A 14,333-nucleotide genomic window follows, 5' to 3' on the forward strand; every position below is an offset into this window, starting at 1 on the left:
TTTTCGTAAGTCCCTGTCAGCCGTTTGCGGCGATCAGCTCGGCCTGTGCTACGATCACCTCGGCCTGCTTGATCGAGGCGATGTCGACCAACCGCCCCTTGTAGACGGTAGCGCCTTCGCCCTTGGCCTTGGCTTGCTCCATCGCGGCCAGAATCTCGCGCGCTTCGGCCACCGCCTCGTCCGACGGGGTGAAGACTTGATTGGCCAGCGCGATCTGCTTGGGGTGGATCGCCCATTTGCCGACCATGCCCAGCGTCGCCGAACGGCGCGCCTGCGCGATATAGCCTTCGTCGTCCGAGAAGTCGCCGAACGGCCCGTCGACCGGCAGCACCCCATGGGTGCGGCAGGCAGCCACGATGGCAGCCTGGGCCCAGTGCCACGGGTCCGACCAGTATTTCTGACCCTCGCGCAGCATATAATAGTTTTCCTGCGTGCCGCCGATCCCCGTGGTCTGCATCCCCATCGAGGCGGCGAAATCGGCCGCGCCCAGGCTCATGGCCTGCAGGCGTGGAGAGGAGGCCGCGATGTCCTCGACATGGGCGATGCCGGCGGCGGATTCGATGATGACTTCAAAGCTGATGGGCTTGGTGCGGCCCTTCGCGCGTTCGATCGCAGTGACCAGAGCGTCAACCGCATAGACATCCTCGGCGCAGCCCACCTTGGGGATCATGATCTGATCCAGCTGGTCGCCGGCCTGTTCCAGCAGGTCAACGACATCGCGGTACCAATAGGGCGTATCCAGCCCGTTGATGCGCACCGACATGTACTTGTTTCCCCAGTCCACGGTGTTCAGCGCCTCGATCACATTGGCGCGGGCGGTGTCCTTGTCAGACGGGGCCACCGAATCTTCGAGGTCGAGGTTGATCACGTCCGCGGCCGAGGCGGCCATCTTGGGGAACAGCTTGGTGTTGGAACCAGGGCCGAACAGCTGACAGCGGTTTGGTCGCGCCGGGGCGGCGGGTTGGATACGAAAGCTCATCGGCACCTCGTTGGGTAATGAAATTGCGATTTCAGTTGGCAATTGGGTATTAAATTGCGCGACCTTGCGCAAGCCTGATTGTGCAACTGCGGCAATGCTGTTGCAGAAAGCTGTGCGCAACCCCCGGAACGCGGCGGTCAAAGTTTCATCGTTTTGAAAATTTCGAAGCTTTTTGCGCCGCGCGGGGGAATCTTGCAAAATTCTCCGGCCGAGGTGCGGGAGGTCGGAGGAAAACGAGAAACGCTCGTTGACGGCCTTCAATAGGTTGGGGCGGAAGAAAAGGAGAGCGCGCGATGATCGAGACACCGTATCTGCTGTTTTTGGGCGATGCCCCCGACCAACTGGCCGCCAAGGTCGCGATCGGCATTCGGGACTGGCGCCCGGAAAACGCCGTGGGTCAGCTGCGGATGGAGGGCTGCAAGGCCGATCTGGGCCTGACCGACATGACCCTGGCCGAAGGCAAGGCCGCCGGCGCCAAGACGCTGGTGATCGGTGTCGCGAACCGCGGTGGCGTCATCAGCCAGGCCTGGAAAGAGGTCCTGATCGCCGCGCTGGAAATGGGCTATGACCTGGCCTCGGGCCTGCACAACCTGCTGCGCGACGAAGGCGATCTGGTGGCCGCCGCCCAGACCCATGGATGCACCCTGCACGACGTTCGCGTGCCTACGGTGGGCTATCCGATCGCCAACGGGCGCAAGCGCAGCGGCAAGCGCTGTCTTGCGGTGGGCACCGATTGTTCGGCGGGCAAGATGTACACCGCCATGTCGATGGATGCCGAGATGCGCAAGCGCGGCATGAAATCGACCTTCCGCGCCACCGGCCAAACCGGCATTCTGATCACCGGGCAGGGCGTTCCGCTTGACGCCGTGGTGGCCGATTTCATGGCCGGTTCCGTCGAATACCTGACGCCCGAGAACGATCCCGATCACTGGGATCACATCGAGGGGCAGGGGTCGCTGTTCCACGTCTCGTATTCCGGCGTGACCATGGCGCTGATTCATGGCGGTCAGCCGGATGCCCTGGTCCTGTGCCACGAACCGACACGCACCCATATGCGCGGTCTGCCGGAATACTCCTTGCCGACGCTGGAACAACTGCGCGACACGGCCCTGCCTTTGGCGCGCGTGGCGAACCCCGCCTGTCAGGTCGCGGGTGTGTCGATCAACACCCAGCACCTCAGCGAGGAGGACGCGAAAGCCTACATCGCCAAGGTCGAGGCCGAGATGGGTCTGCCGACCACGGATCCGTACCGGTTCGGCGCGGGCAAGCTGGTGGACGCGCTGGCCGCGATGTGATCCAACCGGGGCACCGATGGCGGGGATATCTGCCTCCGGCGCTGGAAACTGCAAAGACAAAGGAGTGGGCGCGTGCAGATCGACGTCTCTCGTGATGTGTTCCGGCTGGCGCAGGTGTTCACCATCTCGCGCGGGTCGCGGACCGAGGCAAAGGTATTGACGGTGCGCCTGACGGATGGGGCGCATCAAGGCTGGGGCGAATGTGTGCCTTATGCCCGGTATGACGAAACGCTGGAGTCGGTCGAGGCCGAAATCCGCGGTTTGCCCGACGCGTTCACGCGCCAGTCGCTGATGGACCTGCTGCCCGCGGGTGCCGCGCGCAATGCGGTGGATTGCGCCCTGTGGGACCTTGAGGCCAAGCGGGCGGGCAAGCGCGCCTGGGAACTGGCCGGCCTGCCCGCGCCCAAGCCCGAGATCACCGCTTATACCCTGTCGTTGGACACGCCCGACGCCATGCGGGCGCAGGCGGCGAAGAACGCGCATCGTCCGCTGTTGAAGATCAAGCTGGGCACGCCCGACGACATGCCGCGGCTCGAGGCCGTGCGGGCCGGGGCGCCGGATGCGAAGATCATCGTGGATGCCAACGAGGGCTGGTCGGCCGAGGTCTATGCCGATCTGGCGCCGCATCTGGTGCGGTTGGGCGTCGCGCTGGTCGAACAGCCGCTGCCCGCCGGCGATGACGAGGCGCTGATCGGGCTGGAGCGCCCGGTGCCGGTCTGCGCCGACGAAAGCTGCCACGATCGCGCCAGCCTGCCCGGATTGAAGGGCAAATATGACGTGATCAACATCAAGCTGGACAAGACCGGCGGTCTGACCGAGGCGCTGGAACTGCGCCGCGGGGCGCAGGCCGAGGGCTATGGCATCATGGTGGGTTGCATGGTCGGCAGCTCTTTGGCGATGGCGCCTGCGACACTGGTGGCGCAGGGCGCGCTGGTGACGGACCTTGACGGCCCGCTTCTGTTGGCCGAAGACCGCGACACCCCGCTGGTTTTCGACGCGGCCGGAGTACACCCGCCGCAGGCGGCGCTCTGGGGGTGACGCGCTGAGGCGAGGAATGGGCGCAGCCCAAGGACGAGAAGGATATGACATGACCCGCACCGTTTACGTGAACGGCGAATACCTGCCCGAGACCGAAGCCAAGGTCTCGATCTTCGACCGAGGCTTTCTGATGGCGGATGCCGTCTATGAGGTGACCAGCGTGCTGGACGGCAAGCTGATCGACTTCGAAGGGCACGCGGTGCGCCTGAAGCGGTCGCTGGACGAATTGCAGATGGCCGAACCCTGCAGCAAGGACGAGCTGCTCGAGATCCACCGCAAGCTGGTCGAGCTGAACGGCATCAACGAGGGGCTGGTTTATCTGCAGGTCACCCGCGGCAGCGACGGCGACCGCGATTTCGTCTTCCCCTCGGTCGACACCAAGCCGACGCTGGTTCTGTTTACCCAGAACAAGCCCGGGCTGGCTGACAACCCGGCGGCGAAGAAAGGGGCCAAGATCATCTCGATCGAGGATATCCGCTGGGGCCGCCGCGACATCAAGACGGTGCAACTGTTGTACCCGTCCATGGGCAAGATGATGGCCAAGGCCGCAGGGTGCGATGATGCCTGGATGATCGAAGACGGGTACGTGACCGAGGGCACCAGCAACAACGCCTATATCGTCAAGAACGGCAAGATCGTTACCCGCCCGCTGTCAAACGACATTCTGCACGGGATCACCCGCAAGGCGGTGCTGCGCATGGCGACCGAGGCGCAGATGGAAGTCGAGGAGCGCCTGTTCACGATCGACGAAGCAAAAGAGGCCGACGAGGCCTTCACCACCTCGGCCAGCGCTTTCGTGATGCCGGTGGTCGAGATCGACGGCGTAGCGCTGGGCGACGGCACGCCGGGCCCGATCGCCACGCGCCTGCGCGAGATCTATCTGGACGAAAGCCTGAAGGCAGCGATCTGAATTCAAAGGCCCGCCGATCTGGCGGGCCCTTTCGTTATGGTGTCAGTCTTTTTTGCCCACGTTCTCTTCGAACGCGACCTTGAAGGCGGCCTGTTTTTCGGGGCTGGCCGCGGTCTGGTATGTGGATTTCCACTCATCCATGGTCATGCCATAGAAAATTTCGCGGGCTTCGCCCTTGCCCATTTCGATGCCTTTTTCATTGGCCGCCTCTTGATACCACCGTGCCAGGCAGTTTCGGCAGAACCCGGCCAAGTTCATCATGTCAATGTTCTGAACGTCGGTGCGGTCCTGCATCAGGTGTTTCTGCAGACGGCGGAAAGCGGCGGCCTGAAGTTCGATCTCGGTCTGGGGGTCCATGGTCGGGCTCCGGTTTGAAGGGATTTGATCCAGACCTAGCAAGCCCGAGGCCATTGCACAACGCGCGCCGGTTCAGACCAGCTTGAGGGCAATCCAGGGCATCAGGCAGAAGATCAGGGTCAGTATCTTGTAGTTCGCAAGATACTTGAAATAGGCCTTTCTGACCTCGGCCTTTTCCATCTGGAACATGCGGCCGTGAATGGCAGCGATGCGGTCCTGCAGGGCCACCACCATCAGGGTCGACAGCAGCAGGACCGCAAAGTTCAAAACGGTCATCCAGCCGAAAAAGGCTGTCAGGGTTTCAGGTGTCATGACGGCCTCCTTTCACCCCGAAAAATGGGGGCCGCCCGCGCGCCGCGCAAGAGGACAGGCGTCGTTTGGTCGCGGATTTTCCAGCGTTACAGCCCGCTTGCGGCCAGCGCGTCCTGCAGGATCGGCGCCAGCCGCTCGGCCCAGGCGCGTTGCCCGGAATGATCGGCGATCAGGTCGTTGCGCAGCTCGATCAGTGCGTTGGGACGGCCAAAAGCGGTGGCGTGCCGGTCGATCGCATCCCCGGGCAGTACGCCGGTATAAGGTTCGTTGACGCCGACGCACAGATCCTCCTCGGCCCGCAGCCGGTCGATCAGCGGGGCCGAGAACCGCTCGTCTGCGGTGTGCAAGATACCGACATGCCAGGGGCGCGGCGGGCGGCCCCGCAACTGGCGCGTGAAGGAATGCATCGAAACGATAACAGCGTGGGGCAGCGCGGCCGTCTTGGCCAGCGCCTCGTGATAGGGGCGATAGCACAGGTTCAGGCGCCGTTCGCGTTCGGCGGCGTCGGCGTGACGGTTGGCTGGAATGATCGACCCGTCATACAGTTTCATCAACAGCGTCGGGTCGTCCTCGCCCCGGTTAGGGTCGATCACCAGCCGCGAGAAATTGGCCGCGATCACCGGCGCGTTCAGGATCTCGCCCAGATGTTTCGACACCTCGTAGGCGCCTACGTCATAGGCGATGTGGCGCTCCATGTCCTCACGCGGGAGGCCCAGATCGCCGCCGTTGATCTGCGGCGGGACGGTGTTGGTGGCATGGTCGCACGTGATCAGCCAGCGGGACGGGCGATCCGCCCCGTGCACGTAAAACGGAGTGTATGTCATGAGCCTGTCATCTAGTTTGCCGCAGGTGTAGGACAGTTGCCTCGGAAAGGGAATTGCGCAATAAGCAAACCGACCATTGTTTGCGGTAACATTCGACCATCAAGGAGAGCAAGATCGATGCGACGCCTGAGAAATGTGAAAATCGTGGCGACGCTGGGCCCGGCGTCCAACGACTATGATATGATCCGTGCTCTGCACGAGGCCGGCGCCGATGTTTTCCGCCTGAACATGAGCCATGGCAGCCACGACGAAATCCGTGAACGCCACCGGATCATTCGTCAGATCGAAAAGGACCTCGACAGCCCGATCGCCATTCTGGCTGACCTTCAGGGCCCGAAACTGCGGGTCGGTGTGTTTGCGAATGATGCAGAAGAGTTGGTCGAAGGTGCCGCGTTCCGTCTGGATCTGGATGAAACTCCGGGCGATGTCAGCCGGGTCTGCCTGCCGCATCCCGAGATTTTTCAGGCGTTGGAAGCGGGGGCGCATCTGCTGGTCAACGACGGCAAGATCCGGCTTGTGGTTGAGAAATGCGGCCCCGATTTCGCGGATTGCAAAGTTGAAATCGGCGGAACCATCTCGAACCGCAAGGGTGTGAACGTGCCGGACGTGGTGCTGCCGCTGGCAGCCCTGTCCGAAAAGGACCGGGACGATCTGGAGTTCGTTTGCCAGCTGGGTGTCGACTGGCTTGCGCTGAGCTTCGTGCAGCGGGCCAAGGACGTGTACGAAGCGCGCGCCCTGGCCGACGGCCGCGCCGCCATCCTGTCCAAGATCGAAAAACCCGCCGCGGTCGAGGCGTTCGACGAAATTCTCGACGCATCGGACGGCATCATGGTCGCCCGTGGCGATCTGGGGGTCGAACTCCCGGTCTCGGCCGTGCCTCCGATTCAAAAGCGACTGGTCCGCAAGTGCCGCGCCGCCGCCAAGCCGGTGATCGTTGCCACCCAGATGCTGGAAAGCATGATCGAAAGCCCGATGCCCACTCGCGCCGAAGTGTCGGACGTCGCCACCGCCATCTATGAGGGAACCGACGCCATCATGCTGAGCGCCGAGTCGGCCGCGGGCTCGTATCCGATCGAGGCCGTTCAGACCATGAACAAGGTCGCGATCGAGGTCGAAGCCGACCCAACCTACAAACAGATCATCGACGCCTCGCGCCAGACCAAGGGAACGACCGTTGCCGACGGTATCGTGGCCGCAGCCCGTGAAATTGCCGAAAAGACCGACATCAAGGCGATCTGCTGCTTTACCCAAAGCGGCACCACCGCACTGCTCACCGCCCGCGAGCGTCCCGGTGTCCCGATCATCGCCATGACGTCGCTGCGGGGCACCGCGCGGCGTCTGTGCCTCAGCTGGGGCTGTCACTGCGTGATGACGCCCGAGCTCGAGCGGTTCAAAAGCGCCGTGGTCAATGCGGCGCGCGCAGCGCGTGCCAGCGGGTTTGCCGGCGCCTCGGATCAGATCGTGGTGACCGCCGGTGTTCCGTTCAACGTGCCAGGCTCGACCAACATCCTGCGCGTCGCCCCCTGCGACGAGCGTCTGATCTACTCGACGGATCCCGAATAGGATCAGCCACCCGGTCCGCCGGGTCTTGCTTTGGCGCCGACAGGTTCTTTGACGGTCTCCATCACCGTGAAAGAGCTTGTCTGGTGTATCCCCGGAAGCTTGTTGATCTTGTCGCCCAAAACCGTTCGGAAATGCGCGATGTCGCGTGTCCGAACGGTCAGCATGTAGTCGAATGATCCGGCGACCATCAGGCAGGTTTCGATTTCAGGTACCCGTCGCACGGCCTCGTTGAAACGGTCCAGCGAGTGTTCGGCTGTGGCCGTCAGCGAAACCTGCACCACCGTCAAGTGCCCCAGCCCCAGCCTCTCTTTGTCGATCACCGCGCTGTAGCCGGTGATGTACCCGCTCTTTTCCAGCCGTTTCACCCGCTCGGAACACGGCGTGTTGGTCAGGTTTACTCGGGCCGCCAGTTCGACTATTGGCAGGCGTCCATTGGCCTCAAGCTCGGCCAATATCCGTTGATCGATCTTATCCAAATCCCTGTCCATCAGGCAATTTCCCTGCGTTTTTGAGGTCTGGCGGCATATTTTCCTGAAAATAGACCGAAAAAATCTCCTATTCCTAGTGATTTTTCCTGATACTTGACCGAAGGGCAGTCTTGTAAAACGAGTTCCAGGTTCCGGCTGCCCTGCCGGGGGCACGGGCCCCGGCCAAATCAACAAAAACGGAGGAACGAGATGACAACGAAAATTGTCATAGGACTGGACGGGACAGAGACCGGGGATCGCGCGGTCGGCTTTGCCAAGGATCTGGCAAGTCGGATTGGATCGTGTGAACTGCTGGTTGCCTATGTCATCGAATGGTCGCCCTATACTTTCCAAACTCCCGAGGAAAACGCCTTGCGGCACAAGCGGCGCGAGGAGGAGATCGCGCTTGCCACCAGTCGCGTGGTGGAACCCGCCGTCGAGGCCCTGAAGGCCGCAGGCTTCAGCGCCCGCGGTATTGTCCGCCATGGCGATGTGGCCGAAACGCTGAACGCGATCACGGTCGAAAACGGCGGATCGCAGATCGTCGTGGGGCGATCCTCGGCTGACGGCATCAAAAAGCGAATCTTCGGCAGTTCGACCCAGAATTTGGTCATGCACGCCGACGTTCCGGTCACAGTCGTGAACTGACGGGAGGAGCAGACATGAAATCGATCAAAACCCTGGGCCTGTCCGGTGCGGCCGCGGCCCTGCTGGCCAACCCCGCATTTGCGCAGGAGGCCCCCGGTCTGGATGAAAAGATCAACCAGACTTTCGCGAATCTGACGGGCCCCTTCGTCAGCTTCATCTTCGCACCTTTTCCGGGGACGAGCTTTCCCTGGATCGTGATGTGGCTGGTCGTGGCCGCAACGGTGTTCACGCTGTACTTCGCCTTTGTGCAGATGCGGTTCTTCAGCCATGCGATCAGCCTGGTCAAAGGTGACTATTCCGACCCCAACGATGCGGGCGAGGTCAGTCACTTCCAAGCGCTGGCAACGGCCCTGTCCGGTACGGTCGGCCTGGGCAACATCGCGGGCGTCGCGGTGGCAGTTGGCATCGGCGGACCCGGTGCGACCTTCTGGATGATCCTCGCCGGCCTTCTGGGCATGGCGTCGAAATTCACCGAATGTACGCTGGGTGTGAAGTACCGCAACGAGTACGAAGACGGCACCGTTTCGGGCGGCCCGATGTACTACATGTCCAAGGGCTTTGCCGAGCTGGGTCTGCCCGGCGGCAAGATCCTGGCGGTCCTGTTCTCGATCTTCTGTATCCTTGGCGCGCTGGGCGGGGGCAACATGTTCCAGGCCAACCAGGCGCACCAGCAGATCGCGGGTATCGTCGGTGACTATCCCGGTTGGATCACCGGCCTGGTCTTCGCGGCCGTGGTGTTCATGGTCATCGTGGGCGGCCTGAAGTCGATCGCCCGCGTGACCGAGAAGGTCGTGCCGTTCATGGGCATCCTGTATGTCGCCGCTGCGCTGGTCATCATCATCATGAACGCCGACATGATCGGCTGGGCCTTCGGTCAGATCTTCGCTGGTGCCTTCACCGGTCTGGGTGTCGCCGGCGGCATGGTCGGTGCTCTGATCCAGGGCTTCAAGCGCGCCGCATTCTCGAACGAGGCAGGCGTTGGCTCGGCGGCCATTGCACATTCGGCTGTCCGTACCAAAGAGCCGATCACCGAAGGCTTTGTTTCACTGCTCGAGCCGTTCATCGACACCGTGGTGATCTGCACCATGACCGCGCTGGTGATCATCATCACCCAGCAGCTGGTGATCGACCCGGCAACCGGCCTGTACGTGCTGAACGAAGCCGGCACGGCGATCGCAACCGTGGATGGCAACTCGGGCGTCAGCCTGACTTCGGCCGCCTTCGGCAGCGCCTTCAGCTGGTTCCCCTACATCCTGGCCATCGCGGTGATCCTGTTCGCCTTCTCGACCATGATCAGCTGGTCCTACTATGGCCTGAAGGCCTGGACCTATCTGTTCGGCGAGGGCCACACCAAGGAGCTGGCGTTCAAGCTGATCTTCTGCATCTTCGTGGTGATCGGGGCTGCGGCCAACCTGGGCCCGGTCATCGACTTCTCGGACGCGGCGATCTTTGCCATGGCCGTGGTCAACGTCTTTGCGCTCTACTTCCTGATGAAAGTGGTGCGTCAGGAGCTGGCCTCGTACAGCGCGCGACTGAAAAGCGGCGAAATCCGCAAGTTCGCCGACTGATGACACCAACCGGGGCGGCCCTGCTGCCCCGGTTCCCGACCCCGGTGCAAAAAGCACCCGAACGGGTCAAAAACCCCTTGCCAGCATGACCGAACTTGCGTAAACGGCGCATCTGATCGCGCGACCGGCCGATGTGGCATGCCGAGTCGCGTTTCGGACCGAACCCTGAAAGGAGACGGAAATGCCCAAGATGAAGACCAAATCGAGCGCCAAGAAGCGCTTCAAGGTGACCGCGACCGGTAAGGTCATGTCGGCTCAGGCCGGCAAGCGGCACGGCATGATCAAGCGGACCAAGAAGTTCATCCGCGACGCCCGTGGCACCACCACCCTGTCCGCCCCCGACGCCAAGATCGTCAAGGGCTACATGCCCTACGACCGCTAAGAGGAGATACCGATATGTCCCGCGTTAAAGGTGGAACCGTAACTCACGCCCGTCACAAGAAGGTCATCAAGGCCGCCAAAGGTTACTATGGCCGCCGCAAGAACACCTTCAAGGTTGCCCGTCAGGCCGTCGACAAGGCCAACCAGTACGCAACCCGCGACCGCAAGAACCGCAAGCGCAACTTCCGCGCCCTGTGGATCCAGCGCATCAACGCCGCTGTTCGTTCGCATGACGAAGCTCTGACCTATTCCCGCTTCATCAACGGCCTGAACCTGGCCGGTATCGAAGTGGACCGCAAAGTCCTGGCCGATCTGGCCGTGCACGAACCGGAAGCGTTCGGCGCGATCGTCGCCAAGGCACAGGCCGCTCTGACCGCCTGATCCTCTTTCGAGAGACAGTGAAAGAAAGGCCGTCCCGTTCGGGGCGGCTTTTTTCTTTGGATCGACCAGATTGGATTTCGCATAAACCAAGTATGGGATTCCGTCATGGTCACTACACGCATTTGATGTAATCATCTACTGAGTTTCACTTATGAATTGAATGCGGAATACTGAAATGCCTATTTGCCAAAGACTTACACAAGCCCTTCTTGTCTTGACGGCAGTGGCGATTTGCCACCCGACAGTGGCAAGATCACAGGACACGATCACCGAACCTGACCTTCCTGACGTTTTGGTTGAAACCTTTGATGGCGACGACACGACGCTCATGCTGGGTGGGCAGATCGACTTTCAATCGGCCAAGCCGCCCTGGGCTGTTTATGTGGCCGATAAAAAATTCGTCATGGAGAACAGACAGGATGCGCGTAGCCTTCAGTTCAACGATGTGGCGTGGGTGAAGTTTCCCGGCTCGGATTCGTTGGAGAGCACGCAGGACATGGTAATCTCTGCCGTGGTGGACGGAGAGTTCAGCGGCAAAAGCGGTGTGGGCATTCTGGTTGGCAGCGGAAAGTCCGGGAAGTATGTGGCGTTCACTGTGGACGACAAAGGGCGCTATCACGTACTGCAAAAGGACGGTCGCCAATTGCGGCTGGTACACGCGGACAGACATGACGCGATACGTGTCGGCGCCCCGAACAAGCTGACCTTCCAGGTCCGTGGGGCGCATGTGGTTTTCTTTGCCAACGGGACCAAGGTCGTTCAAACGCTGTTCTCAAAGCGAACGTCCACGAACCCCGGCCAGGGCGCTCGTGCGGGGATAGGCCTGGCAGCCTTTGGAACTGGCCGTTTCGAATTTGATGAAGTCGAAATCAAAAGGGCGAACTGACGCACAAAAACGCAGGTTGCACGAACTGGAGCTGCTTGGTGGGGTGGTTTCTAGGGTACTTGCCCCTCTGGCCTCCTCATTCAGTAAACAGTGAAAGAAAGGCCGCGCTACAAGGGGCGGCTTTTTTTGATGCCTGAGTGCCTGCTTTTTTGCGCAGGCAGACAATTAGACCAAAAACCGCTAGGCTTGCACGTGCTGAATTGACCAACATTGGTTTTGCGAGTGCCATGCTTGAATTTGATGCAGCAACAACGCGTCTACTCGATAGCGTGTATCAAGGTGCCGATGTCACCCGGCGGCGGCGAGGGTCTTTTGACGCGTTGCGACCAGCCCCGGGTGATACCATTGCGGACGTTGGATGCGGCAACGGTCTTTTGACAGCAGAGCTCGCGCGGGCGGTTGGTCCGACCGGGCGTGTTTTGGGGATCGATCCAAGTGAGGCGATGCGGAGTTCCGCCAAAAACCGCTGCCATGAATATGACTGGGTCCAGATCATGGAGGGTGAGGCAGGCCAACTTCCGGTCGAGGATGCGTCACTCGACAAGGCGGTATCGGTTCAGGTTTACGAGTATTTAGACGACATTGCCGCCGCGGTGGCGGAGGCCCATCGCTGTCTCAGGACGGCTGGTCTGCTTGTCGTGGGCGACATCCATTTCGACAGTCTGGTTTGGTACAGTGATGATCCGGCAAGAATGGATCAGATGATAAAAGCCTGGGACGAGCACTTTGTCGGGAGAGACGTGCCCGCACGACTGCCACCGATATTGAGAGACGCGGGTTTCACTGTGGAAAGCATCACGCCGATCACGATTTGCGATAACGAACTCCGGCCAGATGGGCTGGCCAATATGATGATCACCCTGATGAAAAGGTTTGCCGAGTCCAACAAGCTCGTTCCGGATCAGGAAGCCAAGGAATGGGCGGATGAGCAGAGATCCTTGGCCGCGAGGGGCCGGTTTTTCTTTTCGCTAACTCATTTTGTCATCAGCGGGCGCAAATCCTAGACTTTGGTCTGGATGCGCTGATTGACTCAAACAAAGGCTATTGCCTGAGCAAATGGAGCTAAAAAAAGAAACCGGCGCGAAGAACGCCGGCTTCACTTGGTCTTTTATCCCGCGCTGGGTTTACCCGAACACACGCCCCAGTGCGCCATCAACCGCATCGGTGATTTGGTCGATGTCGTCCGCCGTGGCGATCAAAGCCGGAGAGAAGCATAGCGTGTTGTTGCGGCCGGGGACCGAGCGGTTGGTGACACCGATGATTACCCCTTGCGCCATGCAATCGGCCACGACCGCTTGGGCCAGCTTTTCATCCACCGGTTCTTTGGACGCCCGATCCGCGACCAGTTCGGCACCCAGGAACAGGCCCTTGCCGCGCACGTCGCCGATGACCTTGTGCTTGTCCATCAGTGCCTGCAGGTTGCCCATCATGCGATCCCCCATCGCTGCGCAATTGCCCAGCAGGTTCTCGTCTTCGATGATGCGCATGTTCTCGATCGCCGCCGCCGGCCCGGCGGTGCAGCCGCCAAAGGTCGAGATGTCGCGGAAATAGTTCATCGGGTCCGCGGCATCGTCTTTGAACATGTCAAAGACTTCCTCGGTGGTCACCATGCAGGCAATCGCGGCATACCCCGAGGCCACGCCTTTGGCCATGGTCACGAAATCGGGTTTCACGCCGTATTGCTGGTACCCGAACCAGGTACCCGTGCGGCCAACGCCGCAGACGACCTCGTCGATATGTAGCAGGATGTCGTACTTTTTGCAGATCTCCTGCACGCGCTGCCAGTAGCCTTCAGGCGCTTCGATCACGCCGCCGCCGGCGGTCACCGGCTCAAGGCACAGCGCGCCTACGGTGTCGGGACCTTCGCGCAGGATCACCGCTTCGATCTGATCGGCGGCCCATTCGCCAAAGTTCTCTTCGGGTGCGCCGTCCAGTTCGTGCTTGCGGTATTCCATGGAGTGCGGAACGCGCACGAAATCCGGCGCAAAGGGGCCGTATTGCGCGTTGCGCTCATCCTGACCGCCCGCCGACATCGCCGCCAGGGTCGAGCCGTGATAATCGCGGTCGCGATACAGGATCTTGGTCTTCTTGCCGCCGTACTTCTTGTGGGCGATCTGGCGGACCATCTTGAACGCCTTCTCGTTCGCCTCGCTCCCCGAGTTGGTGTAGTAGACCCGGCTCATGCCTGGCATCTTCTCGATCAGCTTTTCGGCGAAAAGCGCCCCGGGGATCGAGCCCGCCGAGTTCGCAAAATAGCACAGCTTCATCAGCTGGTCGTAGACCGCCTTGCAGATGGATTCGCGGCCATAGCCCACGTTCACCGTCCAGACGCCGCCCGAGACGGCATCCAGGTGTTCCTTGCCTTTCTGATCCCAGACGCGCATTCCCTTGCCTTCGACGATGATGCGCGGATCGTTCGTCTCGAACGGCTTGTGCTGGATCAGATGGTGCCAGATATGGGCGCGGTCGGCCTCGACCACGCGGGAAAGATCGTTTTCGTTGAACGTGCCGTCCATGACATGTCCTTTCAGTAAGACGCGACGCGCGGGAATCACAATGCCCGGCGGGCGCGGATGAACCAGATACCGCAGATCAGCCCGAAAGCCCGGTACGCAGTAGGGCCAGATTACCCGATCGCGTAGCTCCAGTATATTCGCCTCGCGTATTTTTACGGGTTTGTTTTGCGGCAACCTTTGTGCTCAATACGAAAAATCCGACGAATTG

General features: G+C 61.1%; 16 protein-coding genes. 10 read left to right on the forward strand and 6 right to left on the reverse strand.

Going from position 1 to position 14,333, the window contains the following annotated elements:
• Window positions 1–16 precede the first annotated feature (16 nt).
• Window positions 17–979: an L-malyl-CoA/beta-methylmalyl-CoA lyase gene (locus ACR0NB_RS17435; RefSeq protein ID WP_480776386.1), complete on the reverse strand. Its 963-nt coding sequence runs from the start codon at window positions 977–979 to the stop codon at window positions 17–19.
• A gap of 293 nt (window positions 980–1,272) precedes the next feature.
• On the opposite strand from ACR0NB_RS17435, the gene dgcN reads away from it, so the two are divergent.
• The 3 genes from dgcN to ACR0NB_RS17450 all read left to right on the forward strand — a co-directional run bounded on the left by dgcN (window position 1,273) and on the right by ACR0NB_RS17450 (window position 4,222).
• Complete coding sequence (gene dgcN, locus ACR0NB_RS17440; RefSeq protein ID WP_170366173.1) at window positions 1,273–2,274, forward strand: N-acetyltransferase DgcN; 1,002 nt, start codon at window positions 1,273–1,275, stop codon at window positions 2,272–2,274.
• Between the two features lie 72 nt (window positions 2,275–2,346).
• Complete coding sequence (dgcA, locus tag ACR0NB_RS17445; protein ID WP_480776387.1) at window positions 2,347–3,312, forward strand: N-acetyl-D-Glu racemase DgcA; 966 nt, start codon at window positions 2,347–2,349, stop codon at window positions 3,310–3,312.
• A gap of 49 nt (window positions 3,313–3,361) precedes the next feature.
• The gene (locus ACR0NB_RS17450) at window positions 3,362–4,222 is read left to right on the forward strand and encodes a D-amino-acid transaminase (RefSeq protein ID WP_480776388.1); all 861 of its coding nucleotides are present in this window, start codon (window positions 3,362–3,364) and stop codon (window positions 4,220–4,222) included.
• 42 nt (window positions 4,223–4,264) lie between these two features.
• On the opposite strand, the gene ACR0NB_RS17455 is transcribed toward ACR0NB_RS17450, so the two are convergent.
• From ACR0NB_RS17455 to ACR0NB_RS17465, 3 genes are all read right to left on the reverse strand, one after another.
• Window positions 4,265–4,579, reverse strand: a complete 315-nt coding sequence (locus ACR0NB_RS17455; protein ID WP_170452998.1) for a DUF1244 domain-containing protein — start codon at window positions 4,577–4,579, stop codon at window positions 4,265–4,267.
• Window positions 4,580–4,651: 72 nt separating this feature from the next.
• On the reverse strand, window positions 4,652–4,891 hold the full coding sequence (locus ACR0NB_RS17460; protein ID WP_005981131.1) for a DUF6868 family protein: 240 nt from the start codon (window positions 4,889–4,891) through the stop codon (window positions 4,652–4,654).
• An 86-nt stretch (window positions 4,892–4,977) separates the two neighbouring features.
• Window positions 4,978–5,715 (reverse strand): N-formylglutamate amidohydrolase, encoded by a 738-nt coding sequence (locus ACR0NB_RS17465; RefSeq protein ID WP_170367851.1) that lies wholly within the window; start codon window positions 5,713–5,715, stop codon window positions 4,978–4,980.
• 117 nt (window positions 5,716–5,832) lie between these two features.
• Here ACR0NB_RS17465 and pyk point away from each other — a divergent pair, with 117 nt between their 5' ends.
• Window positions 5,833–7,278: a pyruvate kinase gene (pyk, locus tag ACR0NB_RS17470; RefSeq protein ID WP_170361425.1), complete on the forward strand. Its 1,446-nt coding sequence runs from the start codon at window positions 5,833–5,835 to the stop codon at window positions 7,276–7,278.
• A gap of 2 nt (window positions 7,279–7,280) precedes the next feature.
• Here the strand turns inward: pyk and ACR0NB_RS17475 are convergent, their stop codons facing one another.
• Entirely contained in the window at window positions 7,281–7,766 is a 486-nt protein-coding gene (locus ACR0NB_RS17475; protein WP_093965149.1) for an Lrp/AsnC family transcriptional regulator, read from the reverse strand.
• Between the two features lie 189 nt (window positions 7,767–7,955).
• Here ACR0NB_RS17475 and ACR0NB_RS17480 point away from each other — a divergent pair, with 189 nt between their 5' ends.
• The 6 genes from ACR0NB_RS17480 to ACR0NB_RS17505 all read left to right on the forward strand — a co-directional run bounded on the left by ACR0NB_RS17480 (window position 7,956) and on the right by ACR0NB_RS17505 (window position 12,613).
• On the forward strand, window positions 7,956–8,393 hold the full coding sequence (locus tag ACR0NB_RS17480; protein WP_093965150.1) for a universal stress protein: 438 nt from the start codon (window positions 7,956–7,958) through the stop codon (window positions 8,391–8,393).
• A gap of 14 nt (window positions 8,394–8,407) precedes the next feature.
• Window positions 8,408–9,961 carry an alanine/glycine:cation symporter family protein gene (locus ACR0NB_RS17485; RefSeq protein WP_480776389.1) on the forward strand — a complete coding sequence of 518 codons (1,554 nt, stop codon included), beginning with the start codon at window positions 8,408–8,410 and terminating at the stop codon, window positions 9,959–9,961.
• Between the two features lie 181 nt (window positions 9,962–10,142).
• A complete protein-coding gene (rpmI, locus tag ACR0NB_RS17490; RefSeq protein WP_039523697.1) occupies window positions 10,143–10,343 on the forward strand; it encodes a 50S ribosomal protein L35 in 201 nt (66 codons plus the stop codon).
• Between the two features lie 14 nt (window positions 10,344–10,357).
• Window positions 10,358–10,723 carry a 50S ribosomal protein L20 gene (rplT, locus tag ACR0NB_RS17495; RefSeq protein ID WP_170344760.1) on the forward strand — a complete coding sequence of 122 codons (366 nt, stop codon included), beginning with the start codon at window positions 10,358–10,360 and terminating at the stop codon, window positions 10,721–10,723.
• Window positions 10,724–10,883: 160 nt separating this feature from the next.
• The gene (locus ACR0NB_RS17500; protein ID WP_480776390.1) at window positions 10,884–11,609 is read left to right on the forward strand and encodes a LamG domain-containing protein; all 726 of its coding nucleotides are present in this window, start codon (window positions 10,884–10,886) and stop codon (window positions 11,607–11,609) included.
• A gap of 200 nt (window positions 11,610–11,809) precedes the next feature.
• Window positions 11,810–12,613 carry a methyltransferase domain-containing protein gene (locus tag ACR0NB_RS17505; RefSeq protein ID WP_480776391.1) on the forward strand — a complete coding sequence of 268 codons (804 nt, stop codon included), beginning with the start codon at window positions 11,810–11,812 and terminating at the stop codon, window positions 12,611–12,613.
• Window positions 12,614–12,733: 120 nt separating this feature from the next.
• On the opposite strand, the gene ACR0NB_RS17510 is transcribed toward ACR0NB_RS17505, so the two are convergent.
• Window positions 12,734–14,125: an aminotransferase family protein gene (locus ACR0NB_RS17510; RefSeq protein ID WP_480776392.1), complete on the reverse strand. Its 1,392-nt coding sequence runs from the start codon at window positions 14,123–14,125 to the stop codon at window positions 12,734–12,736.
• Window positions 14,126–14,333 lie beyond the last annotated feature (208 nt).

It is taken from the genome of Ruegeria sp. CG3 (assembly GCF_056537205.1).